This window comes from Asanoa sp. NPDC050611 (genome assembly GCF_040654855.1).
Taxonomy (GTDB): domain Bacteria; phylum Actinomycetota; class Actinomycetes; order Mycobacteriales; family Micromonosporaceae; genus Asanoa.
Genome location: NZ_JBFAIU010000087.1, coordinates 1 through 23691 on the forward strand (window position 1 = coordinate 1; position 23691 = coordinate 23691).

Annotated in this window: 25 protein-coding genes, 1 pseudogene and 1 riboswitch; of the genes and pseudogenes, 19 read left to right on the forward strand and 7 right to left on the reverse strand. The window is 72.1% G+C overall.

All coding sequences use genetic code 11. The features are described from left to right. The coding region (locus AB0H87_RS16090) for a hypothetical protein (protein WP_360145143.1) at positions 1-216 on the reverse strand (216 nt) is incomplete at its 3' end. Between the two features lie 336 nt (positions 217-552). Here AB0H87_RS16090 and AB0H87_RS16095 point away from each other — a divergent pair. The 9 genes from AB0H87_RS16095 to AB0H87_RS16135 all read left to right on the forward strand — a co-directional run bounded on the left by AB0H87_RS16095 (position 553) and on the right by AB0H87_RS16135 (position 5925). Next, the gene (locus AB0H87_RS16095; protein WP_360145146.1) at positions 553-1287 is read left to right on the forward strand and encodes a DUF881 domain-containing protein; all 735 of its coding nucleotides are present in this window, start codon (positions 553-555) and stop codon (positions 1285-1287) included. 18 nt (positions 1288-1305) lie between these two features. Further along, complete coding sequence (gene gcvH, locus AB0H87_RS16100) at positions 1306-1683, forward strand: glycine cleavage system protein GcvH (protein ID WP_360145149.1); 378 nt, start codon at positions 1306-1308, stop codon at positions 1681-1683. 159 nt (positions 1684-1842) lie between these two features. Further along, positions 1843-2295 (forward strand): FHA domain-containing protein, encoded by a 453-nt coding sequence (locus AB0H87_RS16105; protein WP_360145152.1) that lies wholly within the window; start codon positions 1843-1845, stop codon positions 2293-2295. A gap of 75 nt (positions 2296-2370) precedes the next feature. Further along, entirely contained in the window at positions 2371-3045 is a 675-nt protein-coding gene (locus AB0H87_RS16110) for a MerR family transcriptional regulator (protein ID WP_360145155.1), read from the forward strand. Between the two features lie 172 nt (positions 3046-3217). Then, positions 3218-3685 carry a bifunctional nuclease family protein gene (locus tag AB0H87_RS16115; protein WP_203706197.1) on the forward strand — a complete coding sequence of 156 codons (468 nt, stop codon included), beginning with the start codon at positions 3218-3220 and terminating at the stop codon, positions 3683-3685. A 170-nt stretch (positions 3686-3855) separates the two neighbouring features. Next, positions 3856-4434 carry a MerR family transcriptional regulator gene (locus AB0H87_RS16120; protein ID WP_360145159.1) on the forward strand — a complete coding sequence of 193 codons (579 nt, stop codon included), beginning with the start codon at positions 3856-3858 and terminating at the stop codon, positions 4432-4434. Between the two features lie 53 nt (positions 4435-4487). Continuing rightward, positions 4488-4832, forward strand: coding sequence for a helix-turn-helix transcriptional regulator (locus AB0H87_RS16125; protein ID WP_360145162.1), 345 nt, complete (start codon positions 4488-4490; stop codon positions 4830-4832). Next, positions 4829-5299 (forward strand): SRPBCC domain-containing protein, encoded by a 471-nt coding sequence (locus AB0H87_RS16130; protein WP_360145165.1) that lies wholly within the window; start codon positions 4829-4831, stop codon positions 5297-5299. The genes AB0H87_RS16125 and AB0H87_RS16130 overlap by 4 nt, the downstream gene beginning before the upstream one ends. Continuing rightward, complete coding sequence (locus AB0H87_RS16135) at positions 5296-5925, forward strand: dihydrofolate reductase family protein (protein WP_360145168.1); 630 nt, start codon at positions 5296-5298, stop codon at positions 5923-5925. Before AB0H87_RS16130 ends, AB0H87_RS16135 begins: the two co-directional genes overlap by 4 nt. Here the strand turns inward: AB0H87_RS16135 and AB0H87_RS16140 are convergent. The 3 genes from AB0H87_RS16140 to mgrA are packed head-to-tail and all read right to left on the reverse strand — an operon-like array spanning position 5897 to position 8687. Then, entirely contained in the window at positions 5897-6955 is a 1059-nt protein-coding gene (locus AB0H87_RS16140) for a hypothetical protein (RefSeq protein ID WP_360145171.1), read from the reverse strand. The two genes, AB0H87_RS16135 and AB0H87_RS16140, sit on opposite strands and share 29 nt — an antisense overlap. Positions 6956-6980: 25 nt before the next feature. After that, complete coding sequence (locus AB0H87_RS16145; RefSeq protein WP_360145174.1) at positions 6981-7658, reverse strand: ElyC/SanA/YdcF family protein; 678 nt, start codon at positions 7656-7658, stop codon at positions 6981-6983. Positions 7659-7688: 30 nt separating this feature from the next. Beyond that, complete coding sequence (gene mgrA / locus AB0H87_RS16150; protein WP_360145177.1) at positions 7689-8687, reverse strand: L-glyceraldehyde 3-phosphate reductase; 999 nt, start codon at positions 8685-8687, stop codon at positions 7689-7691. Positions 8688-8779: 92 nt separating this feature from the next. After that, a riboswitch (glycine riboswitch) is annotated at positions 8780-8880 on the forward strand. 85 nt (positions 8881-8965) lie between these two features. Between mgrA and gcvP the strand changes: the two are divergent. Further along, positions 8966-11793: pseudogene (gene gcvP, locus AB0H87_RS16155) on the forward strand (aminomethyl-transferring glycine dehydrogenase). Positions 11794-11917: 124 nt separating this feature from the next. Here the strand turns inward: gcvP and AB0H87_RS16160 are convergent. Continuing rightward, complete coding sequence (locus tag AB0H87_RS16160) at positions 11918-12118, reverse strand: DUF5999 family protein (protein WP_360145180.1); 201 nt, start codon at positions 12116-12118, stop codon at positions 11918-11920. Between the two features lie 123 nt (positions 12119-12241). Between AB0H87_RS16160 and AB0H87_RS16165 the strand changes: the two genes are divergently transcribed. Next, positions 12242-13579, forward strand: a complete 1338-nt coding sequence (locus AB0H87_RS16165) for a chorismate-binding protein (protein ID WP_360145183.1) — start codon at positions 12242-12244, stop codon at positions 13577-13579. Positions 13580-13662: 83 nt separating this feature from the next. On the opposite strand, the gene AB0H87_RS16170 is transcribed toward AB0H87_RS16165, so the two are convergent. After that, complete coding sequence (locus AB0H87_RS16170; RefSeq protein WP_360145186.1) at positions 13663-13938, reverse strand: hypothetical protein; 276 nt, start codon at positions 13936-13938, stop codon at positions 13663-13665. A 663-nt stretch (positions 13939-14601) separates the two neighbouring features. On the opposite strand from AB0H87_RS16170, the gene AB0H87_RS16175 reads away from it, so the two are divergent. Together AB0H87_RS16175 and AB0H87_RS16180 are read left to right on the forward strand one after the other, a co-directional pair. Next, positions 14602-15048, forward strand: coding sequence for an SRPBCC family protein (locus AB0H87_RS16175; RefSeq protein ID WP_360145189.1), 447 nt, complete (start codon positions 14602-14604; stop codon positions 15046-15048). 63 nt (positions 15049-15111) lie between these two features. After that, positions 15112-15303, forward strand: coding sequence for a CsbD family protein (locus tag AB0H87_RS16180; protein ID WP_360145192.1), 192 nt, complete (start codon positions 15112-15114; stop codon positions 15301-15303). A 43-nt stretch (positions 15304-15346) separates the two neighbouring features. Here the strand turns inward: AB0H87_RS16180 and AB0H87_RS16185 are convergent, their stop codons facing one another. Then, positions 15347-16726: a lysine 2,3-aminomutase gene (locus tag AB0H87_RS16185; protein WP_360145195.1), complete on the reverse strand. Its 1380-nt coding sequence runs from the start codon at positions 16724-16726 to the stop codon at positions 15347-15349. Positions 16727-16855: 129 nt separating this feature from the next. On the opposite strand from AB0H87_RS16185, the gene AB0H87_RS16190 reads away from it, so the two are divergent. The 6 genes from AB0H87_RS16190 to AB0H87_RS16215 are packed head-to-tail and all read left to right on the forward strand — an operon-like array spanning position 16856 to position 23510. Beyond that, complete coding sequence (locus tag AB0H87_RS16190) at positions 16856-17881, forward strand: L-erythro-3,5-diaminohexanoate dehydrogenase (protein ID WP_360145198.1); 1026 nt, start codon at positions 16856-16858, stop codon at positions 17879-17881. A gap of 5 nt (positions 17882-17886) precedes the next feature. Further along, the gene (locus AB0H87_RS16195) at positions 17887-19443 is read left to right on the forward strand and encodes an amidohydrolase family protein (RefSeq protein WP_360145201.1); all 1557 of its coding nucleotides are present in this window, start codon (positions 17887-17889) and stop codon (positions 19441-19443) included. Positions 19444-19451: 8 nt separating this feature from the next. Further along, the gene (locus AB0H87_RS16200) at positions 19452-21011 is read left to right on the forward strand and encodes a lysine 5,6-aminomutase subunit alpha (protein WP_360145204.1); all 1560 of its coding nucleotides are present in this window, start codon (positions 19452-19454) and stop codon (positions 21009-21011) included. Further along, positions 21008-21739 carry an OAM dimerization domain-containing protein gene (locus tag AB0H87_RS16205; RefSeq protein ID WP_360145207.1) on the forward strand — a complete coding sequence of 244 codons (732 nt, stop codon included), beginning with the start codon at positions 21008-21010 and terminating at the stop codon, positions 21737-21739. Before AB0H87_RS16200 ends, AB0H87_RS16205 begins: the two co-directional genes overlap by 4 nt. Next, positions 21736-22110, forward strand: a complete 375-nt coding sequence (locus AB0H87_RS16210) for a hotdog domain-containing protein (RefSeq protein ID WP_360145210.1) — start codon at positions 21736-21738, stop codon at positions 22108-22110. Before AB0H87_RS16205 ends, AB0H87_RS16210 begins: the two co-directional genes overlap by 4 nt. Further along, on the forward strand, positions 22107-23510 hold the full coding sequence (locus AB0H87_RS16215; protein ID WP_360145213.1) for a glutamate mutase L: 1404 nt from the start codon (positions 22107-22109) through the stop codon (positions 23508-23510). The genes AB0H87_RS16210 and AB0H87_RS16215 overlap by 4 nt, the downstream gene beginning before the upstream one ends. The last annotated feature ends 181 nt before the right edge of the window (positions 23511-23691 follow it).

Genomic DNA, 23691 nt, shown 5'->3' on the forward strand with positions numbered 1-23691 from the left:
CCTGCCGGCGATGAGCCGACCTCGCGGATCGAGCGAACCGCCGGCGACGAGCCGGCCGACCGCCTGGCTCACGACGAGCCGACCTCGCGCATCGACCGGCCGGCCTACGACGAGCCGACCGCACGCTTCGAGCGGCCGGCCGCGTCGAGCGAGCCGACCACAGGCGTCAACCGGCCGGAACACGACGAGCCGACCACCCGCATCGAGCGGCCGCATGGATCGAGCGATCCGACGGCAGCGATCCCGGCGCAACCCGCCCCGGCCACACCAGAGGCGGCCAGGCCGGCCCGACGGCCGATGCCAGGCCGCACGCCACCGACCCGCCCCACGCCGCCAGCGCACCCGGCAGCACAGGCAGAACCACCGGCAGAACAGCGCGCCAACGGGCTCCCCGCCGAGGCCGACGAGGAGACGGTGCGCCTCACCCCGCTCACGGACGGCGCAACCGGGGAGCCGTCCCCACAGCGCCCGACGGCCGGCGACGCCCCGGAAACCCGCCCCCAGCCCGACCGTTCCACCGGCGCCACGGCCGCTCCGTCGCGCGTATCCGATGTGGATGAGGAACCCGACGCCGAGCCGGCAGCGGGGCGACGCAAGAAGCGCGGCACCGCCGGTGTGATCATTCTCGTCCTGCTCGCACTCCTGGGCTTCACGCTCGCCGTGCAGCTGCGCGGCAAGTCCGTCGACTCCGACCTGGCCGCGATGCGGGAGGACGACCTGGTCCGCCTGCAGTCCGACCTCCAGGCCCAGGAGGACCGCCTCCAGCGCGAGATCGCCTCCCTCCAGGACAGCCAGCGCCAGCTGCAGTCCGGTGCCCAAGGGCGCGCCGCGGCGCTGGAGGAGGCCACCAAGCGGGCCGACGAGCTCGCGATCCTCGCGGGCACGGCGCCGGCGGCCGGGCCCGGGCTGGCGATCCGGTTCATCGCCGGGCCGCAGCCGATCGCGGCGTCCGACATCCTCAACGCGGTGCAGGAGCTGCGCGGCGCGGACGCGGAGGCCATGCAGATCGCCGGCGCGGGCGGCGCGCCGGTGCGGATCGTCGCGAGCACGTACTTCATCGACGTCGATGGCGGGCTGGAGGTCTCCGGCAAGCGGTTGACCGGCCCGTACACGATCACTGTCATCGGTGACCCGCCTACCATGCGTACGGCGCTCAACATTCCGGACGGGCTGGTGCCGTCGATCAAAGCGGACGGCGGTAACGTGATCGTCGACGAGCACGACACGGTCGACGTCACGGCCGTCGCCGCGCCCGTCGACCTCAAGCACGCCAAGCCGGTGAGCTGAACAAAAGGAAGAATGGCCGTGATTCCTGACGACCTGCGATACACCGCCGAGCACGAGTGGGTGCGCGGCGGAGATGGTCCGGCGCGCGTGGGCATCACCCACTTCGCGCAGGACGCGTTGGGCGACATCGTCTACGTCCAGCTCCCGGAGCAGGGCGCGCAGGTCTCGGCCGGCGACTCGTTCGGTGAGGTCGAGTCGACCAAGAGCGTCTCGGAGATCTACGCACCGATCTCCGGCACGGTCGTGGCCCGCAACGACCGGCTCGTCGACGAGCCGGAGACGATCAACGCGGACCCGTATGGGGAGGGCTGGTTGGTCGAGATCGACCCCAGTGACCCCGCGGCGCTCGACGGTCTGCTGACCGCGGCCACCTACCGCACGCTCACCGAGAGCTGACCAGGCCCTCCGGAGCGTAGGAAGTGCCCGCGCGTCTGGTTGACCCTGGATTTCAGGGCTGGCTAGGCTCGCGAGGTTGTTTTTGACTTGTTCCAAGCTGCTGCCCACAAGGGGCCGGGGTGTCCGGCGCCGCTGCCGAAAGATCCGTGAGGTGGACCGATGACGCGCCCCGACGACGAGTTTCCCCCACTCGACGTCACGTCGACGCTCAACCTGGGCTCGCTCGACGAAGTTCTGGAGGGCCCCGACGCCGACGTCGTGCCCGGCCGCATGTCGGGCTCGCTGCCGCCGGGGATGGCCCTGCTGGTCGTCCGGCGTGGGCCCAACGCGGGCGCGCGGTTCCTGTTGGACCACGACGTGACCACGAGCGGCCGGCACCCCGACAGTGACATCTTCCTCGACGACGTGACCGTCTCCCGCCGCCACGCGGAGTTCCACCGCGACGGCGGCACCTTCACCGTGCGCGACGTCGGCAGCCTCAACGGCACCTACGTCAACCGCGAGCGGGTCGAAGCCGCGACGCTGAGCAACGGCGACGAGGTGCAGATCGGCAAGTTCCGGCTCGTCTTCATCGCGGGGCCCCGCCCCGACGAGGAGTCCACGCGCGGCTAGCGCTGCGGGAGGCGACGCGTGACCGAACGTGCCCCAGGCGCGGCGGCCGGCGCTGACCCGCGTCTGCTGCCGCGCATGAGCATCGGCGAGGTCCTGGCGGAGCTACGCCCGGAGTTTCCCGACACCACCATCTCCAAGCTGCGCTTCCTCGAGGCAGAAGGGCTGGTCGAGCCGCAACGCACGCCCGCCGGCTACCGCAAGTACAGCTGGCGGGACGTGGAGCGGCTGCGCTTCGTGCTGTCCGCGCAGCGTGACCGCTATCTGCCGTTGCGGGTGATCCGGGCCGAGCTGGAGGCCCACGACACCGGCGAGGACGTGGCACCGCGCCGGCCCGTGCTGGTCGCGGTGCCCGACGAGCCGGCCGCGACGCCGCCCGCGGACGCGCTGGTCCGTCGGGCGGAGCTGGTCGAGCGCACGGGCATCGATCCGGGCAGCCTGGCCGAGCTGGAGGAGCTGGGCATGGTGACCCAACGCACCCCGGGCTGGTACGACGCGGACGCGCTGGTGATCGCGGCGGCGGTGGCCGGCCTGGCCTCGTACGGCATCGAGGTGCGCCACCTGCGCGGCTACAAGGCGGCGGCCGACCGCGACGTGGGGTTGTTCGCCCAGCTCGTGGGCCCGCTGGCGCGCCAGAAGGACCCCGCGGCGCGGGCGCGGGCCGCCGCGGCCGCCCAGGAGCTGACGGGCCTGGCCCAGCAGCTGCGGGCCGCCCTCGTGCGGGCCGGTCTGCGGGACACCCTGGGCCGCTGAACGCCTGCCGGGCTGCCGCCCGGTCGGCCAGATCACGTAGGCTCGAACGCGGTTCCCCCTCGGCACCGACCGCGCGTGCGGGACGCACTCCACTCGCGCGTGTACCGTGCAAGGAAGGGGCCGGAGACGGCGCTGGGAACGACAACGGAACGACAACGACGACGGAGGCGCGGTGCGTGAGCTGAGCGTGGTCGGGGTTCGGGTCGAGTTGCCCAGCAACCAGCCGATTGTGCTGCTCCGAGAGGTCGAGGGCGACCGCTACCTGCCGATCTGGATCGGTGCGGTGGAGGCGACGGCGATCGCCTACGAGCAGCAGGGCGTGAAGCCGGCCCGGCCGCTGACCCATGATCTTCTCCGCGACGTGCTGGCCGCGCTCCAGCAGCCGCTCAACGCCGTGGAGATCGTCGAGCTGAAGGAAAACGTCTTCTACGCCGACCTGTTGATCGGCGACAACAACCTGCGCGTCTCGGCCCGGCCCAGCGACTCGATCGCGCTGGCGCTGCGGGTGGGCGCGCCGATCCGCTGCGCCGAGCAGGTGCTCTCCGAGGCCGGCATCGTCATTCCGGACGAGCAGGAGGACGAGGTCGAGAAGTTCCGGGAGTTCCTGGAGCAGGTCCGTCCGGAGGACTTCGCGGGCTGACCCGTGTCGCTTGCGGCAAAAGGTGAGCGCTACCCGGGTGATGTCCTCAGATCGCGGCGTGTCGGCGCAAAGCCTGCGCCCTCAAGCTCATTCTGAGCTATAGGGTTGGCGCTGTTGACGGGTGCGCGTCCCGGCACGACGCGACACCTCGCTGGCGGGGAGGTAGCCACATGCCCGACCCACGTGATCCGGAACCCGCGGGTAGATCCGACGCCGACGCGGCGCCGCCACCCACGGACGGCGACTCAGTCGGCTACCGGGGCGTCACCGCCTGCCACGCGGTCGGCATCAGCTACCGCCAGCTCGACTACTGGGCCCGCACGACGCTGGTCGTGCCGAGCGTCCGTGACGCTTCCGGCTCCGGCACGCAGCGCCTCTACTCGTTCCGCGACCTGGTCGTGCTCAAGGTGGTCAAGCGCCTCCTGGACGCCGGTGTGTCGCTGCAGAACATCCGCAAGGCGATCGACACCCTGCGCTCGCGCGGCGTCGAGGACCTCGCCGGCATCACCCTGATCTCCGACGGCACCACGGTGTACGAGTGCCGCTCGCCGGAGGAGGTGGTCGACCTGCTGCAGGGCGGCCAGGGCGTGTTCGGCATCGCGATCGGCGGCGCGTTCAAGGAGATCCAGGGCTCGCTGTCGCACCTGCCGGCCGAGCCCGCTGAGCCGGCCCCCGCGGACGACGAGGCCGACGACGCGCCCGCCGGCGACGAGCTGGCCGCCCGCCGCGCCCGCCGCCGCGCCGGCTGAAGCCAAACACTTAGCCCTTGCGCTAACTTTTCCGGGCGGCAATACTTAGCCTCATGGCACAGTATTCGGCCGCCCTCGACGACGTGTTCGTCGCCCTGGCCGACCCCACCCGGCGCGGCGTCGTCCGGCGCCTCGGCCGCGGCCCCACCAGCGTGGGCGACCTCGCCCGCGAGTTCCCGATGACGCTGCCGTCGTTCATGAAGCACGTGCGCACGCTGGAGACCAGCGGACTGATCAGCACGGTCAAGTCCGGCCGGGTCCGCACCTGCGTGCTCAACCGCGAGCGGCTCGGCCTGCTCGACGACTGGCTCGCCGAGCAGCGCCGCGTCTGGGAGGACCGCACCGACCGCCTGGAAAGCCTGCTGACCGCGGAAACCACCGAGGAGGACCACGCATGAACCCCGACCTCGACCTCGCCCTCGACCGGGTGATCCGGGCACCAAGGGCGGCCGTCTGGCGGGCCTGGACCGACCCCGACCGGCTGGCCCGCTGGTGGGTGCCGGCGCCGAGCCGCTGCCGCGTCGAGCGCCTCGAGGTGCGCCCGGGAGGCGCGTTCGTCACCCGCCTCAGCGACGACGGCGACGTGTTCGGACCACATCTGGACGCCGCGTTCCTCGCCGCCGACGAGCTGAGGCGGATCGCGTTCACCACGGCCATCGACAGCACCTGGCGACCGGCCGACGCCGGCGTCATCGTGATGACCGCCGAGATCACGCTCGCCGACCACCCGGACGGCACCGACTACCGCGTCCTCGTGCGGCACGGCGACCCGACGTCCCGCGAACGCCACGAGAAGCTCGGCTTCACCGACGGCTGGGGCACGGTCACGGCGCAGTTGGCCGCGCTGGCGGAGGGGGAGCGGTGAGGGTCACGGTCACCGAGTTCGTCTCGCTCGACGGCGTCAGCCAGGGCCCCGGCTCGCCCGACGAGGACAGGTCCGGCGACTTCACCCGCGGCGGCTGGCTGACCCCGCACGCCGACGCCCGGTTCATCGAGGCCGCGGCGCACTGGCTCTCGCTGGCCGACGGCCTGCTGCTCGGCCGCCGCACCTACGAGGAGTTCGCGGCCGCCTGGCCCGACATCACCGACCCCGACGACCCGTTCACGGAGCGGATGAACGGCCTGCCGAAGTACGTCGTGACCAGCACGCTGTCGGCGGCGCCCTGGCAGCCGGCGACGCTGCTGCGCTTCGCGGACGTCGCGGCGCTGCGGGCGCGGGAAGGCCGGGAGCTGCAGGTCCACGGCAGCGCCCGGCTCGGGAACGCGCTGCTCGCGGCGGGCCTGGTCGACGCGGTCCGGCTCGTCGTCGCACCGACGGTCGTCGGCGCCGGGCGCCGGCTGTTCGACCACCCGGGCCGGGCCGTCGGCATGCGGCTGGTCGGCCACGAGGCGACGCCGGCGGGCATGCTGCTGCTCGAGTACGAGACGACCGGCGACGCGCCCGTGGCCACGTACACGGGCGCTAGCGAACTGCCCCCGACGTCCGGCTGACCATCAGACCGCCGGCGTCGACCACCTCGAAGTCGCTGCCCGTCAGCGACTTCAGCGCCCGCAGCGCGTCGTTGTCCCACCGCGGGTCCGGCGCTCCGGAGATGAACCAGGCCGAGCCGTGGTCGGCGACGATCACCCCGTGCCGCTTCATCGCCTCGGCGACGATCCGCGCCTGCTTCGGCATCGACGAGGTCTTCACCGACGCCTTGAGCCGCAACCGCTGGCCCAGTTGGGGCAGATTCGCGTCGGTGGCGGATGACGCGGAGTGGGTGGCCGGCCAGGTGAAGCCGGTGCGGGTCTTCGGCACGGTGATCCGGATGGCGTGGTCGATCCGCCCGGCCGCGACCTCGTCGTAGCGGACCAGCCCCGCGAAGATCGACAGTCCGGACGCGTCGGCCGAGGTCCAGCCGGACGGCCGCAGCCTGTTGGAGCGCAGGTCGAACACGGCGCCCGACCCGGCCCGCCAGCCACCGCCCTGCGGGAAGGCGGAGAACAGCTCGTAGACCTTGCAGGCGGCCTTGTCGAAGGCGATCACGTGCCGGTCGCCGTCGGCCTGCGGGCCGCCCTCGATCTTCGCGTCGGCCGGGATCGGGTAGGGGCCGCGGTCGCTCTCGTCGGCGTACTCGAAGCTGACCGCGACCTTCTTCTGTCCGGCGGGGACGGTGGTGACCGGGATGCCGATCGAGGCGCCCTCCCAGGTGCCGGAGCCGAAGTCGGGGTGCATGGCGGCGCCCGTGCCGATGCTGGCCACCATGGCCGCCGAGCGCGGGTGGACGGGCAGCTTCGTGACGTCGGCCCGCCAGATGTTGTCCGCGGGCAACGCACCGGTGCAGCCCGCGGCCTTCTTCGCAGTCGGAGTCGGGGTCGGCCGCGCCGGACCGCGGCCCAGGGCGTCGGTGCCGCCGGACGGTGTCGCGCCAGAGGCCGAGCCCGGGGCCGGCGACGACGAGGAGGGCACCGGGTCACCGCCGCACGCCGTCAACAGAGCGACGAACCCGACCAGCGCCACGGTACGGAGGGCAGCACGCACCCGGGCATCCTGCCAGTGCGCACGATCAGTTGGCGAGCGCGTCCTGCACGCCGGTCTCCCGCGGGCCGAGGAACACCGGGTCGCGGCCGGTCAGCACATCCCACCCCGCCTTGACCCCGGCCAGCTGCTCGCGGAAGGCGCCGTAGTCCCACGCCCGCCCGAACCGCTTCACCGACTCGTCGCCGACCCCGACCGTGTCGATCCCAGCGTCGCGGCACAGCGCCACCGCCCGGTCGATGTGGAACTGCTGCGTCACCACGATCATGCGGTCGACACCGAAGACCTTCTTCGCGCGTACGCACGAGTCGTAGGTGTCGAAACCCGCGTGGTCCTGCACGATCCGGCGTTCCGGCACCCCGCGCGCGACCAGCCACCGGGTCATCGCACCGGGTTCGTCGTAGTGCCACTCCCGGTGGTCGCCGGAGACCAGCACGGCCCGCACGGTGCCGGCGTCGTAGAGCTGCCGGGCCAGGTCGAGCCGGGCGGCCAGGAACGGCGACGGCGTCCCGTCCGGATAGACCTGCGCACCGAGCACCATCACCACGGGCGCCTGCGGCACGTCCGCGAGCGCGTAGACGTGGCCCCGGGCGCCGGCGCGCAGCCACAGCCCGGTGCCGATCACCGCCGTGGCCGCCAGGACGGTGCTGGCGGCCACGGCGATCAGGCTGATCCAGAGCCAACGGCGACGGCGACGACGGGGCACGGGCCCATTGTGGATCACCGCCGCCACCCGTCAGGCCGGGTTCGTCAGCGCACCGTCGATCGCGTCGAGCTCCGCCGCCGACAGCTTCAGGTTGTCGAGCGCGGCGACGTTGTCCTCGAGCTGGGCGACGCTGCTCGCGCCGATGATGAGGCTGGTCATCCGCTCGTCGCGCAGCGCCCACGCGAGCGCGAGCTGGGCCAGCGTCTGGCCGCGCTCCCGGGCGATCTCGTTGAGCTCGCGGACGACCCGCATCGTCTCCTCGTCGAGGTGGCTCTCCTTGAGGAACCCGCCGGTCGCCACCCGGGAGTCGGCGGGGATGCCGTCCAGGTAGCGGTCGGTCAGCAGGCCCTGCTGCAGCGGGCTGAACGCGATGCAGCCGGCGCCGGCCTCGGCCAGGGTGTCGAGCAGGTCGTCGCGCTCGATCCAGCGGTTGAGCATCGAGTACGAGGGCTGGTGCAGCAGCAGCGGCGTACCCAGGTCACGAAGGATCCTGACCGCTTCGGCGGTCTGCGCCGACGTGTAGTTGGAGATCGCGACGTAGAGCGCGCGCCCCGAACGGACCGCGAAGTCCAGCGCCGCCATCGTCTCCTCGATCGGCGTGTCCGGGTCGGGGCGGTGGTGGTAGAACACGTCGACGTAGTCGAGGCCCATCCGCTTCAGCGACTGGTCCAGCGACGAGATCAGGTACTTGCGGGAACCCCATTCGCCGTAGGGCCCGGGCCACATCAGGTAGCCGGCCTTGGTCGAGATGATCATCTCGTCGCGGTACGGCCGGAAGTCGCGGGCCAGCAGCCGGCCGAAGTTCTCCTCGGCCGAGCCGGGCGGCGGGCCGTAGTTGTTGGCCAGGTCGAAGTGGGTGACGCCCAGGTCGAACGCGCGCCGGCAGATGTCGGCCTGGGTGTCCAAGGGGCGCCCGTGGCCGAAGTTGTGCCAGAGGCCCAGGGAGATGGCGGGGAGCCGGACACCACTGCGGCCGGCCCGGCGGTAGGTCATCGAGTCGTATCGGTCATCGGCTGCGAGGTAGGTCACGCGGGTCAGCGTAGGTGACATTCGTGGGGAGACCTCACCCACGCCGTACGCCCTCTGGATCATCAACACTGGTAGCGTTTGCGGCAAGCCGAACCATCCGCGTGGGAGAGTTCGCCGGTCCAGCAGGGCCGGACGGCGCCGAAGGGGCAAATCCTCCCCGGAACCTCTCAGGCAAAAGGACCGCGCGGACATGGCGACTCTGGAGGACCCGTTCTGGGTACGACAGAGGGGGAGGTTGCTAGTCGACCTCGCTCTCTCTGCCTCCAGGAGTTCCGCCGATGACAGCTTCCTCGTTCGCAGACCGCCACATCGGGCCGGACCGCGACAGCGAGCGCCGGATGCTCGACCAGGTCGGCTACGGCTCGGTCGACGAGCTGATGGACGCCGCGATCCCCGAGGTGATCCGCTGGCACGGCACCCTCGACCTGCCGCCGGCCGCGTCCGAGGCCGAGGTGATCGCCGAACTGCGCGCGCTGGCCGACCGCAACACGGTCAACGTCTCGATGATCGGCCTCGGCTACTACGGCACCCACACGCCGGCGGTGATCCGCCGCAACGTGCTGGAGAGCCCCGCCTGGTACACGGCCTACACGCCGTACCAGCCGGAGATCAGCCAGGGGCGGCTCGAGGCGCTGCTCAACTTCCAGACGATGGTCGCCGACCTGACCGGGCTGACCACGGCCAACGCGTCGATGCTCGACGAGGGCACCGCGGCCGCGGAGGCCATGACGCTGGCGCGGCGATCCGCCAAGACCAAGTCGCCGGTGTACGTCGTGGACGCCGACACGCTGCCGCAGACGCTCGCCGTGATCCAGGGGCGGGCCGAGCCGCTCGGCATCGAGGTTCAGGTGCTCGACCTCGCGGCTGGGCCGGCGGTGCTGCCCGCCGAGTTCTTCGGGCTGCACCTGCAGTACCCGGGCGCCTCCGGTGCCGTCCGCGACGACGCTTCACTGGTCGAGGCCGCCCACGAGGCCGGTGCGCTCGTCACGGTCGCGGCCGACCTGCTGGCGCTGACGCTTCTGCGTGCGCCGGGTGAGATCGGCGCCGACATCGCCGCGGGCACCACGCAGCGGTTCGGCGTTCCGATGGGCTTCGGCGGCCCGCACGCCGGCTATCTCGCGGTCCGTAAGGGGCTCGAGCGGATGCTGCCCGGTCGGCTCGTCGGTGTGTCGCGCGACGCGGACGGGGCGCCGGCCTACCGGCTCGCGCTGCAGACCCGCGAGCAGCACATCCGGCGGGAGAAGGCGACCAGCAACATCTGCACGGCGCAGGTGCTGCTCGCGGTGATCGCCAGCATGTACGCCGTCTACCACGGGCCGGAGGGGCTGCGGGAGATCGCGCGGCGTACCCACTCGTCCGCCGCCCGGCTCGCGGCCGGCCTGCGGGCCGGCGGTGTCACCGTCACCTCCGACGCCTTCTTCGACACCGTCACCGCGTCCGTGCCCGGTCGCGCCGCCGACATCGTCGCGGCCGCCGCCGCGCGTGGGGTCAACCTGAGGCAGGTCGACGCCGACACGGTCGGCATCGCGTGCGACGAGACCACGACCGACGCGCATCTCGCCTCGGTCTGGGCGGCGTTCGGCGTCTCGCCGTACACCGGGGAGGTCTCCCCGGTTCTGCCCTCGTCGCTCGAGCGCACCTCGGAGTTCCTGACCCACCCGGTGTTCCACGCGCACCGGTCGGAGACGGCCATGCTGCGGTACCTGCGACGGCTCTCCGACCTCGACTACGCGCTGGACCGCGGCATGATCCCGCTGGGGTCCTGCACGATGAAGCTCAACGCGACCACCGAGATGGAGCCGATCACCTGGCCGGAGTTCGCGAACGTCCACCCGCACGCGCCCGCCGCGCAGACCGCCGGCTACGAGTCGTTGATCTCGTCGCTGGAGGGCTGGCTGGCCGAGGTGACCGGGTACGACGCCGTGTCGGTGCAGCCGAACGCCGGTTCGCAGGGTGAGCTGGCCGGGCTGCTGGCGATCCGCGGCTACCACCGCTCGCGCGGCCAGGAGGACCGGGACGTCTGCCTGATCCCGTCGTCGGCCCACGGCACCAACGCCGCTTCCGCGGTGATGGCCGGCATGCGGGTCGTCGTGGTGGCCTGCGACGAGGACGGCAACGTCGACCTGGTGGACCTGGACGCGAAGATCTCCGCGCACGCGGACCGGCTCGCCGCGATCATGGTGACCTACCCGTCGACGCACGGGGTGTACGAGACCGCGATCGCGTCGCTGTGCGCGAAGGTCCACGACGCGGGCGGCCAGGTCTACGTCGACGGGGCCAACCTGAACGCGTTGGTCGGTTTCGCGAAGCCGGGTCGGTTCGGCGCGGACGTGTCGACGGCAAGCCGAACCTGCGCAAGACGTTCTGCATCCCGCACGGTGGCGGCGGTCCGGGTGTGGGCCCGATCGGCGTGCGCGCGCACCTCGCGCCGTTCCTGCCGGGCGACCCGCTGGGCTCCGCCGGCGGCGCGGCTGCGGTTTCGGCGGCGCGGCACGGCTCGGCGGGCATCCTGCCGATCCCGTGGGCGTACCTGCGGATGATGGGTGCCGAGGGGCTCGCCCGGGCGACCGGCGCGGCGGTGCTCGCGGCCAACTACGTCGCGGCGCGGCTGCGGGAGCACTACCCGGTGCTCTACAGCGGCAACAAGGGCCTGGTGGCCCACGAGTGCATCCTCGACCTGCGGCCGCTGACGAAGGCGGCCGGCGTCTCGGTGGACGACGTGGCCAAGCGGTTGATCGACTACGGCTTCCACGCGCCGACGATGTCGTTCCCCGTGGCCGGGACGCTGATGGTGGAGCCGACCGAGAGCGAGGACCTGGCCGAGCTCGACCGGTTCTGCGACGCGATGATCGCGATCCGGCAGGAGATCGCGTCGGTCGAGTCGGGCACGTGGCCGCGGGACGACAACCCGCTGGTCAACGCGCCCCACACGGCGGCGATGGTGTCGGGGGACGAGTGGTCCCACGCGTACCCGCGCTCGGTGGCGGCGTACCCGTTCGGGGTGTCGCGGGTCGGGAAGTACTGGGCGCCGGTCCGCCGGATCGACGGTGCGTTCGGCGACCGCAACCTGGTCTGCGCCTGCCCGCCGCCCTCGGCGTTCGAGTAGGCGCCGGGCGCGCCTGCCCCCCGGCTTCTCGGCCGGCGGATCGTGGGTGAAGGTGAGCGACGATGCTCGGGCGGGGGAGTCGACTGGGCTCCCCCGGGGCGGCGGCCCTAGGCTGGGGGTTTTCCTACGCCGCGAGGGCGTGCCGGGCGGGGCCGCGGTGGGGTGCGATGGTGCGGCCGTCGGGGAGCAGCTCTCCGGTGTCCTCGAAGAGGATCACACCGTTGCAGAGCAGGCTCCAGCCCTGCTCGGGGAAGGCTGCGACAGCCCGAGCGGCGTCGCGGTCCACCGCTTCAGCGGAGGGGCAGATCGGTTGGTGCTGGCACATCGGGGTCTCCGGACGATGGGGGTGCCGTGTCATGGTTCACATGACCAGTGACGGAGGCTACTCCGTCGGACGGGGCAGGTACGAGCAAGTTGCGGACCTTATGCGGAAGAATCCACCCTTCGTATGAGTAACCATCGGCCACTCGTTGTGGGAACGCTTCCACATCCTGCTACCCGTCTCGCTGGTCGCAGTTCGTCGTGCACTCTCCGTATAAAAGAGCGCTCCCGAATGGAGTGGCGCTCTACGGAGGGTGGCGATCCGGCTCAGCATCTCGAAGATTTCCTTGCCGCCGACGGACTGGACGTGCGGTCGTTCTCTTCCGCAAGACTGTCACGCTCCGTAGCCAAAAGCGAGTCCGAATCGCTGTGCGGCGCCGCCGTTCTGATCTCCGCGGCGGGCGCGTCGGCCATGCTGGGCCGGGCCCCTGTGGCCAAGCCCACCCCGGCGCCCGCGGTCCCGGATCTGGTTGCTGTGGTATATGAGCACGCTGGGGCGGCTGAGGCGGGTCTCCGGCGCCCTGTGGCGTCGAGTCAACCCCTGCGGCTGGGTGACGCCGGCCACGCTTCGTCGCCTGCCAACGGGCTGCGGCGGCCGCCATCGCCGGCGTCAAATCGTGACGATTTCGGTCCACGTGGTGAGATCGCCGGCTGGCACCTGGGGGAGTGGGAACCGAGCTGGACCCCGGGGGCCCACGCGGCGGCGGTGTCAGCGGTCCGCGAGGCCATCGCCCGCGGCGACGTCTACCAGGCCAACGTCGTGGGCCACGCCTCGGCGCCGTACGTGGGTGATCCACTCCCGGCGCTGGCCCGGCTGGGTGCGCTGGCCGGCGCCCGCTACGGCGGGGTGCTCACGGGTGCGGGCTGGGCGGTGGGTTGCGCCTCCCCGGAGACCTTGATCCAGGTGGTCGGCGGCCACGTGACCACCCGCCCCATCAAGGGCACCCGCCCGGCCACCGCCCGCGGGCGCGCGGAACTGGTGTCCTCGGCCAAAGAGCGGGCCGAACACGTGATGATCGTCGACCTGGAACGCAACGACCTGGCCCGGGTGGCCCGCACGGGCAGCGTCCGCGTCGAAGAGCTGTTCGCGATCCGCCGCTGGGTGGACCTGTGGCAGGCGGAATCGGTGGTCACGGCGGACCTGGCGGACGGAATCGGCCTGGCGGACCTACTCCGGGCAACCTGCCCCGGCGGCTCGGTCACGGGGGCCCCGAAGCTGGCTGCGCTCGCTGAGATCGCTGCCTTGGAGCCGGTCGGCCGCGGACCGAGCATGGGGGCGCTGGGCTGGATCGACGCCACGGGCGACCTTGACCTGGGCCTGACGATCCGGACGGCGGCGGCGGACGCGGACCGCCTGCACCTGTGGGCAGGCGGCGGCATCACCTGGGACAGCGACCCCGCGGCTGAGGTAGCGGAGGCGGCGGCCAAGGCCGCACCGATCCGCCGCCTATTGGCTTCGTCCTAGGACGCGCTACGAGGTGCCGCCAGCACCGGCGGATCTGGGCGCACGGCCGGGGGACCGGGTCTGACCGCGCGGCAGCGGCGACATCAGCGGATCCGTGTGCTGGTGGCATGTGGGCCGTTGCCGGCGGGCCGGGGTTGGCCGCGCGGCGGTGTCGGGTCGGGCTGGCGCGGCAGTGGCGGCCCCGGCGGGTCGGCCTCGGCCGCGGACCAGTCGACAATCTGGGCGCCGGTGGCATGGCCGCGATCGGCGGGCCCGGTCTGGCCGCGCGGCACCGGCGGGTCGGGCTTGGCCGCGGTAGTGGCGACACCGGCGGATGGCTCTGGTGGCAGGGTCGCTGACCACAGACCGGGCTCAGCCATCCGCAGCTGGCAACGTTTGCCCGCCTTGGCCGCAGATCCGGCTTACCTGGCGAGTGCCTGAGCCCGCGGAAGGGGCTCGACTGGATGGCGCAGCGACGCGGCGTACCCCGGTCTGAAGCCGGCCCGATCCAGCATCGACCACGACACCGCAGGTGTGCGCGTCCCGGCGTTGGTCGACACCGACAGACCGTCTAGCAGATGGCACCTCCAGGGCCGCCCGGGTCAACCTGCATCCTAGGACGCCGTAGGCGATCGGGTCTGCTTCACGGCGTGCGGTCCAACGTGGTTCGAAATCGCGGACCTGCGGTGCCGCTTCGGCGGACGACCGCCCCACGGGGGTCGCGAGCGGAATGCTCCCCCTGCTCGCCACTCGTAGGGAAGGACCAGGCCCACTCCGCGGACCCACCACTGGGCGCCTTCGACCAGATCGACGTGGAGAGCGGCGGCAACGACACTGGCGCGGGCGGTGAACAGGGAGACGGCGGTGGACGGCAGCGGTTCGCCTCCCTCGGCGGCGCACGCCGGTCACGTTCGTAGCCGCCGGCCCTTGGCGGGCAGGTCGCAAAGCCAACGGGCCAACGACCCATTCATCCTAGGATGCCCTACAGGGTGTGCGCCGGCTGACAGACTCGAGAGGGACAGCTCCGACGGGGGAGAGGCAGCATGCGCGTTTCGATGCCCAGTGCGGACGATTCCTGGTTGCGCATCACCCTCGACGTGCCAGGTGTGGCGCCGGCCGAGGTGGTGAACGCGTTCGTCGACCCCGCGGCCGTGCGGCGCTGGTGGGGTGGCGCCCAGCTGACCGTCGAGGAGGAGGTCGGTGGTCAGTACGTCGTCTACTTCGACCGGCTCGACCAGACCATGCGCGGCACCGTCACCACACTGGACGCCGAGGCCGGGCGGTTCGGGTTCACCTGGGCCTGGGACCACGAGCCCGAGCTCCCCGCCCGCCGCGTCGACGTCACCGTCGACGACGGTGCCGTGTTGCAGCTCGCGCAGGGCGAGTACGACCACACCAGCCGGATCGATCGGGACGAGGCGCGCAGCCACCGCGAAGGGTGGGAGTTCTTCCTGCCCAAGCTCGTCGAGGCCGTCGAGGAGCAGCGGTGAGGTTTCGCCGGAGCGGCCATCGGGAACTTATTGGTTGTCCGACGGAAACAGATCGGAGTGACCATGAGCTTCGCCGACAAGGTTCGTAACAAGGTTGAGGAGTTGAAGGGCGGCGCCAAGGAGAAGTACGGCGACGCCACCGACGACGAGCAGCTTCAGGCCGAGGGTCAGGTCGACCAGACCGACGCGCGGGCCAAGCAGGCCGGTGAGCACGTCAAGGACGCCGGACGCGACATCAAGGACGCCTTCAAGTAAGGCGACACAGAAAAGGGGCCCGCAACGACGCGGGCCCCTTTTCTCATGCCTGTGAAGCCCACCAGTCCTGGCCGGACTTGGGCAGCGTGTCGATCGGGTCGTAGTACGGGAACCGCTTCGAAAGCGCGTCCCCGTCGGCGGAGTCCTCGATCGAGGTGCGGTAGTTCTTGGTCCAGTACGAGATACCGCGCTCGCGGTCGTACTCGGTGAGCATGTGCACCCACCGCTTCCCCACGAACGGCACGTCGCACACGATCCGCGGCGTCGCGTACCCGGGGAGGTAGCCCATCATGTCGTGCTGCAGCTGGTGTGCCTGCCAGACCGGCACCCGCCAGTGCTCGGCGTTGGGGATCATGTCGCACATGTAGAAGTAGTACGGCAGGATCCCGGCCTCGCCCTGCAGCGCGAAGCAGAGGTCGAGCAGGTCGGCGGTGGTGGCGTTGACGCCGCGCATGAGCACGCCCTGGTTGCGCACGTCGCGGACGCCGACCTCGAGGGCGGTCTGTGCCGCGCGCGCGACGAGCGGGGTCAGCGACTGCACGTGGTTGACGTGCGTGTGGATCGCCAGGTTGACGCCGCGCCGGGCGGCGGTGCGGGCGACCCGCTCGAGTCCCTCGACCACGTCCGGCTGCAGCCAGTGCTGCGGCAGGCCCATCAGCGCCTTGGTGGCGAGGCGGATGTCGCGGACGGTCTCGATGGACAACAGGCTCATAAGGTACGACTCGAGGTTGCGCCACGGCACGTTGGCGACGTCGCCGCCGGAGACCACGACGTCGCGTACACCCGGATGGGCGCGAAGGTAGTCGATGTGTGCCGCGTAGCGGTCCACCGGCTTGAGCGTCAGCTTGAGCTTGTCGACGGCCGGCGTGGAGTTGCCGACGAGGTCCATCCGGGTGCAGTGCCCGCAGTACTGGGGGCAGGTCGAGAGCAGCTCGGCGAGCACCTTGGTCGGGTAGCGGTGCGTGAGCCCTTCGGCGACCCACATGTCGTGCTCGTGCAGCGAGTCCCGGGACGCGTAGGGGTGTGACGGCCAGTCGGTGCGCCGGTCGGACGCGACGGGGATCATGTAGCGCCGCACGGGGTCGAGGTAGAACGCCTCGGTGCTCATCGGGCCGGTCGGCATCATCGTGTTGAGCATCTGCGGCGTCACCAGCATCGACATGGTGGCGAGGGCCTTCTGGTCCTCGGCGAGGTCCTTGTAGAAGGTCTCTCCGACCAGGTCACCGAGGACGGCCTGGAGCTGCTTGACGTTCTTGACGCAGTTGACGCGTTGCCACTGCGCGGACTCCCACTGGTCGCGGGTGACGTGTCGCCAGCCGGGGAAGCGGGTCCAGTCCGGTTCGACAAGGGGGCGCCGCTGGTACTCGTACGGCTGGCCGGTCGATATCGCGTCGGGGGTCCGCGAGCCGAGGTCGACGGTCACGTGGCTTCCTCCTCTTCTCCCGCGGCGGGGAGTGTACCGCAGCGAGCGAAGGCTACTGGAAAATCTTTTGTCTACAAACTATTCTGCCGTAAGTTTTCCTGCCTCGCTGATTTGATCAAGGAGCCTCCGTTGACCTCACCCGTCGGTCTGCACCGCGTCGTCGAGCCGGCGGGCGTCCTGCCGCAGGCAGCGTGGCGTGTGGACAATCGTCCCGAAATCGGGCCGAACGAGGTGCGGATTCGGGTGGAAAGGCTCAATCTCGACGCGGCCAGCTACCGACAGTTGCGGGAGAAGCACGCCGGCGACGGCGAGGCGGTGCGCGCCGAGGTGCTCGGGATCGTCGAGCAGCGTGGCAAGATGCACAACCCCGTGACCGGCTCGGGCGGCATGCTGATCGGCGTCGTCGAGGCTGTCGGCGCCCGCTCCCCGCTCGGCCTCACGCCCGGTGACCGGGTGGCCACGCTCGTCTCGCTGACGCTGACCCCGCTGCGGATCACCGACGGCCTCAAGGGCTGGGACGGCGGCAGCGAGCAGGTGCCGGCCGAGGGCCACGCGATCCTGTTTGCCCGTTCGATCGTGGCGAAGCTCCCCGACGACCTCCCCGCCGAGCTCGCGCTCGCGGTGCTCGACGTCTGCGGCGCGCCGGCCCTCACCAGCAGGGTGGTCCAAGCCGGCGACACGGTGGCGGTGCTCGGTGGTGCGGGTAAGAGCGGTTCGCTCGCGCTCGCGGCCGCCCGGCGTGCCGGCGCGCGTCGCGCGGTGGGCATCGTCCCGACGACGAACGAGGCCGCCCGCCTGGAGAAGGGGGGCCTGGCCGACGCGGTCGCCATCGCCGACGCCCGCGACCCGGTGGCCCTCGCGGAGGCCGTCACCCGCGCCCTGGGCAAGCCGGCCGACGTGACGGTGGTCTGCGTCGACGTGCCGGGCTGTGAGCACGGCGCGATCCTGGCCACCGACGACGGCGGCACAGTGATCTTCTTCTCGATGGCGACGAGCTTCGCCGCGGCGGCGCTGGGCGCGGAGGGCCTGGCCGCGGACGTGACGATGCTGGTCGGCAACGGTTACGTGCCGGGGCACGCCGAGTTCGCGCTGGACCTGCTGCGCACGGAGCCGGCCGTTCGCAACCTCTTCGAGCAGCGCCTGCGGGCAGACTGAACCCCATGGAATCGACGCTCTACACGGGCGGCGCCCTCTACGCGCCGGCCGAGCCCCAGGCGACCGCCCTGCTCGTCGCGGACGGCCGGGTCGCCTGGCTGGGTCCCGCCGCCGCCGCGCCCGCCGCGGACGTCACCGTCGACCTCGGCGGCGCGCTGGTCACGCCGGCGTTCGTCGACGCGCACGTGCACGCCACCGACACCGGCCTGGTCCTCGGCGGCCTCGACCTGAGCGCCGCCGCGTCGGCGGGCGAGCTGCTCGACGCGGTGGCCCTCTACGCGACCACGCAGGCAGCCGACGCGATCGTGATGGGCCACGGCTGGGACGAGTCGAAGTGGCCGGACCAGACGCCGCCGACAGCGCAGGAGCTCGACCGGGTCGCCGGCGGGCGGCGCGTCTACCTGACCCAGGCGTCGGTCCACTCGGCCCTGGCCTCGGGCGCGCTCCTCGCCGCCGCCCCGCGGGCGGCGGGTGAGCCCGGGTTCTCCGAGACCGGCTGGGTGCGGGAGGAGGCCCATCACGCGGTACGCGAGATCGCGCTCGGCTCCCTCTCGACCGCACAGCGCCAGCACGCGCAGCGGACCGCGCTGCAGCGGGCCGCCCGGCTCGGCATCGGCGCCCTGCACGAGTGCGGCGGCCCCGGCACGTCCGACGAGGCGGACTTCACGGGCCTGCTCGCCCTCGCGGGCCCGGAGCAGGGTCTGCCCGAGGTGTACGGCTGGTGGGGCGAGCTGATGGCCGCGGCGAAGGCCAAGGAGCTGGGTGCGGTCGGCGCGGGCGGCGACCTCTACGCCGACGGCGCCCTCGGGTCGCGGACCGCGTACCTGCGGGAACCGTTCCTGGGCGGTGGCGGGCACGGCTTCTCCTACGTGTCGGCGGAGCAGGCCCGCGACCACATCGTCGACTGCCACGAGCACGGCGTCCCGGGCGGCTTCCACGCGATCGGCGACGCGGCCCTGCACGACGTGCTGGAGGGTTTCGCGGGCGCGGCGAAGCTGCTCGGCCTCGACGCGGTCCGGCAGGCCCGGCACCGGGTCGAGCACGCGGAGCTCGTCGACAAGGCCATGATCGCGGCGTTCGTCGAGCTGAACCTGACGGCGAGCATGCAGCCGGCCTTCGACCGGCTGTGGGGCGGACCACGGCAGATGTACGCGCAGCGGCTGGGCCTGTCCCGGTCGATGGAGTCGAACCCGATGGGCGCGATGCACGGCGTCGGTGTGACCCTCGCGTTCGGTTCGGACTCGCCGGTGACGCCGCTGGACCCGTGGGGTTCGGTGCGGGCGGCGATGTCGCACTTCAACCCGGCGCACCGGATGGCGGTCCGGTCGGCGTTCGCGGCGCACACCAAGGGTGCGTGGCGGTCGATCCGCCGGGACAGTGAGGGCGTGCTGGCCAAGGGCGCCGCGGCGACGTTCGCGGTGTGGCAGACCCCGGCCGGGGTCACCGGCGGCATGCCGAACCTGGTGTCGACGAACCCCGAGGAGCGGGGACCGGACGACCCGACGCCGCTGCCGCGGTGCCTGCGCACCGTCGTACGCGGAGTGACGATCTTCGAGGAGTGAGTGAGCCGATGGCGAAGCTGGATCTCGATCCGGCGCTCGTGTCCCGGGCCCGTGAGCTGGCCCGCCGGGCCGGGCAGCCGGTCGTCGACCTCGCCCGCAGCCACACGACGGTGTCGGTGGAGCGGGCGGTGCTGCGGCTGGCCGGGGTGACCGGTGCCGACCCGGACGGGATCCCGTGGGTCAACCGGCTGGTCGACGCGGTCGTCGACGAGGTGGGCCTGGAGCACGGGGTGGCGCTGCCCGTGTTCGCGGCGCTGCGGCAGGAGGGGCTGACGGCGGCCGACGTGACGCTGCTGGCGCAGAAGGCGGCGGCGGGCAGCGTGCGGTTCGCCGTGCCCCGTGGCAAGGAAGCGACCGCGGCCCGCACCCTCGCGACGAGGGCGACGGCCGCGGGCCTGAAGGTGATCGACAAGCGCCGGGCCGAGCGGGACCGGCTGGTCAAGCGGTTCGGCGACCCGAAGCAGCGGCCCTGGATCTACCTGATCGTCGCGACGGGCGACATCTACGAGGACATCCCGCAGGCGCAGGCGGCGGCCCGGGCCGGCGCGGACGTGATCGCGGTGATCCGGTCGACGGGGCAGTCGCTGCTGGACTACGTGCCCGAGGGGCCGACCCGGGAGGGTTTCGCCGGCACGTACGCGACGCAGGAGAACTTCCGCCTGATGCGGGCGGCCCTGGACGAGTCGTCGCGGGAGCTGAAGCGGTATGTCCGGCTGACGAACTACGCGTCGGGGCTCTGCATGCCGGAGATGGCGACGCTGGCCGGGCTCGAACGGCTCGACATGATGCTCAACGACTCGATGTACGGGATCCTGTTCCGCGACATCAACCCGATCCGCACGTTCGTCGACCAGCGGTTCTCGCGGCAGGTGCACGCCCGGGCCGGGATCATCATCAACACCGGCGAGGACAACTACCTGACCACCGCCGACGCGGTCGACGAGGCGCACACGGTGACGGTCTCGCAGCTGCTCAACGAGTTCTTCGCGCACGAGGCGGGCCTGGCCGACTGGCAGCTCGGCCTCGGGCACGCGTTCGAGATCAACCCGGACGTGCCGGAGTCGTTCCGCCTTGAGCTGGCGCACGCGCTGCTGGCCCGGGAGCTGTTCCCGGACGCGCCGCTGAAGTGGATGCCGCCGACGAAGCACATGACCGGCGACGTGTTCCGCGGCAACCTCCTCGACGGCTTCTTCAACCTCGCCGGCACGATGACGGGGCAGGGGATCCTGCTGGTCGGCATGATGACCGAGGCCGTGGTGACGCCGTGGCTGTCGGACCGGGACATCGCCCTGCAGAACGTCCGGTACGTGCTCGGCGCGGCCGGCGGCCTCCACGAGGACTTCGTGCCGGCGCCGGGCGGGTTCATCCAGCAGCGCGCCAACCAGGTGCTCGCCGAGGCCGTGACCCTGCTGGAGAAGATCGAGGGCGACACGCTGCTGCAGGCGATCGCCGACGGCACCTTCGGGATCATGAAGCGGCCCGCGGACCGCGGCAAGGGCCTGGCCGGGGTCGCGAAGCACGCCGACGACTACTTCAACCCGGCCACCGCGCTGCTGGAGGCGTCGTGAGCGACATCGTGCGTCCCTACGGGGACACCACCGGCGACGGGATGGTGCAGCTGTCCTTCACGCTGCCGATCCCGCACGACAAGCGGGCCGAGGGCGCGGCGCTGCAGCTCGCGGCGAAGATGGGCATGGACCCGGCGATGCTCGTGCACGCCAAGCAGATGGGGGACGGGTTCACGTTCTTCGTCGTGTACGGGCGGGTCAACCACCTCGTCGACGTGTCCAAGGTCGAGGTCGTGGAGCGCGACTATCCGCTGCTGTCGGCCAAGGACGTCAACGCGGCCGTCAAGCGCGGCCTGCGGCGCAAGCTGTCGGTCGTCGGGGCGTGCATCGGCACCGACGCGCACACGGTCGGCATCGACGCGATCCTGAACGTGAAGGGGATCGCGGGCGAGAAGGGCCTGGAGTATTACCGGGAGCTGAAGGTGACCAACCTGGGCGCCCAGGTGACGGTCCCGGAGCTGGTCGCGGCCGCGCAGCGGGAGAGGGCCGACGCGGTCCTGGTCTCGCAGGTGGTCACGCAGCGGGACGCGCACCTGCACAACACCCGGGAGATGTCGGCGGCGTTCCGGGAGGCGCTGCCGGCCGAGAGACGGCCCCTGCTCGTGGTGGGCGGGCCGAGGTTCGACGAGACGATGGCGGGTGAGCTGGGCGTGGACCGGATCTTCGGGCGGGGTACGACACCGGGCGAGGTGGCGTCCTATCTCGTGCACGCGCTGGTGAACGCATGATCACGGTGACGCACCGGCGGTACGTGCCGTACTCGCACGCGCACTACGGCGGCAACCTCGTCGACGGGGCGTACGTGGTCGGGCTGTTCGGCGACGTGGCCACCGAGGTGTGTATCCAGATGGACGGCGACGAGGGGCTGTTCGCCTCCTACCAGGACATCCAGTTCCGGGCGCCGGTGCGGGCCGGTGACGTGCTCGAGGTGTCCGCGACGGTGGTCGAGGTCGGCAACCGCAGCCGGCGGATCGAGTTCGAGGCCCGGGTCGTCTGCCGGTCGCGTCCGCACCGCTCGGAGTCGGCGGCGGAGGTGCTCGACCCGCCGATCGTGGCCACGACCGCGACCGGCACGGTGGTCGTCCCGCCGAAGTCGTGAACCTGGCGCTGTGCGCCGACGTCGGGTCGACGTACACGAAGGTGATCGTCGTCGACCTCGACGGCGGCGCGGTCGTCGCGGCCGCCGACCACCCGACCACCGTGGGCACGGACGTGCTGCACGGCCTCGACGCGGCGGCGGCCGCGTGTGGTGTGCCGGTCCCCGCTGACCGCTGGTACGTGTGCTCCTCCGCCGGCGGCGGGCTGCGGCTGGCCGTGGTGGGCTACGAGGAGCTGGTGACGGCGCAGGCCGGGCACCGCGTGGGGCTGTCCGCGGGCGCCCGGGTCGTGCACGTGTCCGCCGGGCCGCTGGAGTCGCTGGCCGCGTTGCGGGCGGCCCGGCCCGACGTGGTGCTGCTGGTCGGCGGCACCGACGGCGGAGACGCGGCGGTGCTGACGCACAACGCGGGGCGGCTGGCCCGGGCGCGGTGGCGGGTGCCGGTGGTGCTGGCCGGCAACGCCGACGCCTCCGAGTCGCTGACCGCCCTGCTGGCCGGCGCCGGGGTGCCGGTCACCGCGACGGCGAACGTGCTGCCCCGGATCGGGGTGCTGGAGCCGGGGCCGGCGCGGGCGGCGATCCGGGAGGTGTTCCTGTCCCACGTGATCGGCGGGAAGCGGCTGTCGCGGGGGCGGCGGTTCCCGTCGCTGGTCCGGGCGGCGACGCCGGACGCGGTCCTGACCGGTGTCGAGACCCTGGCCGACCACATCGGCGGCGACCTCCTGGTCGTCGACGTCGGCGGGGCGACCACCGACGTGTACTCGGTGCTGACGCCGGACGGGCGTGCCGACGACGTCGCCGGGACGCTGTGGCGGGCCCGGACCGTGGAGGGCGACCTGGGGATGCGCTGGACGGCCCCCGACGTGATCCGCGCGGCGGTCGCCGAGCGCCTCCTGCCGGCGGGCCCAACCGGGGCCGGGACCGGCGGGCCGGCCAGCCCTGGCGGCGCCGACGGACCAGGCGGCGGGTTCGCGGAGGGCCGCGGTCCGCGTGCGGCATTCGACCTGGCGGCCCTGGAGGCCGCTGCCGCCGCCCGGGCGGCGACGCCCGGGTTCGTGCCGGACAGCGACGCCGAGCGGGCCCTGGACCGACGGATAGCGGCCCTGGCGGCCACCGTGGCGGTCCGGCGGCATGCCCGGGGTCCCGCGGGCAGGGTGGCCCGGGATCTGCGCGACGTGCGGCTTCTGGTGGGCTCCGGCGGGGTGCTCCGGCACGCCGCCCCCGGGGACGCCAAGGAAATGCTGGACGCGGTGCTGACCGACCACGCCGGCGGGTGGCCGGTGCCGCGGGCGGCGCAGCCCGTGGTCGACGTGTCCTATGTGCTCGCCGCGGCCGGACTGCTTGCCGCGGAACACCTTTCGGCGGCGCGGGCGTTGCTGGATCGTCACCTCCGCGGCGCCTGAACGTCAGGTACCGGGTGCATGATCGGGTATCCGTGGACGCCGATCGACCTTCGTCGTCAACACGCCGACGCGACACGCCGGGCCGCGCGATCCGAGGCGCCACAACGGTTGACACGCCTGGGGGTTCGCCACGTACCGTCGTTGAGTCCTACAACGGGAAGCGACCTGTCGTTCGCTCATC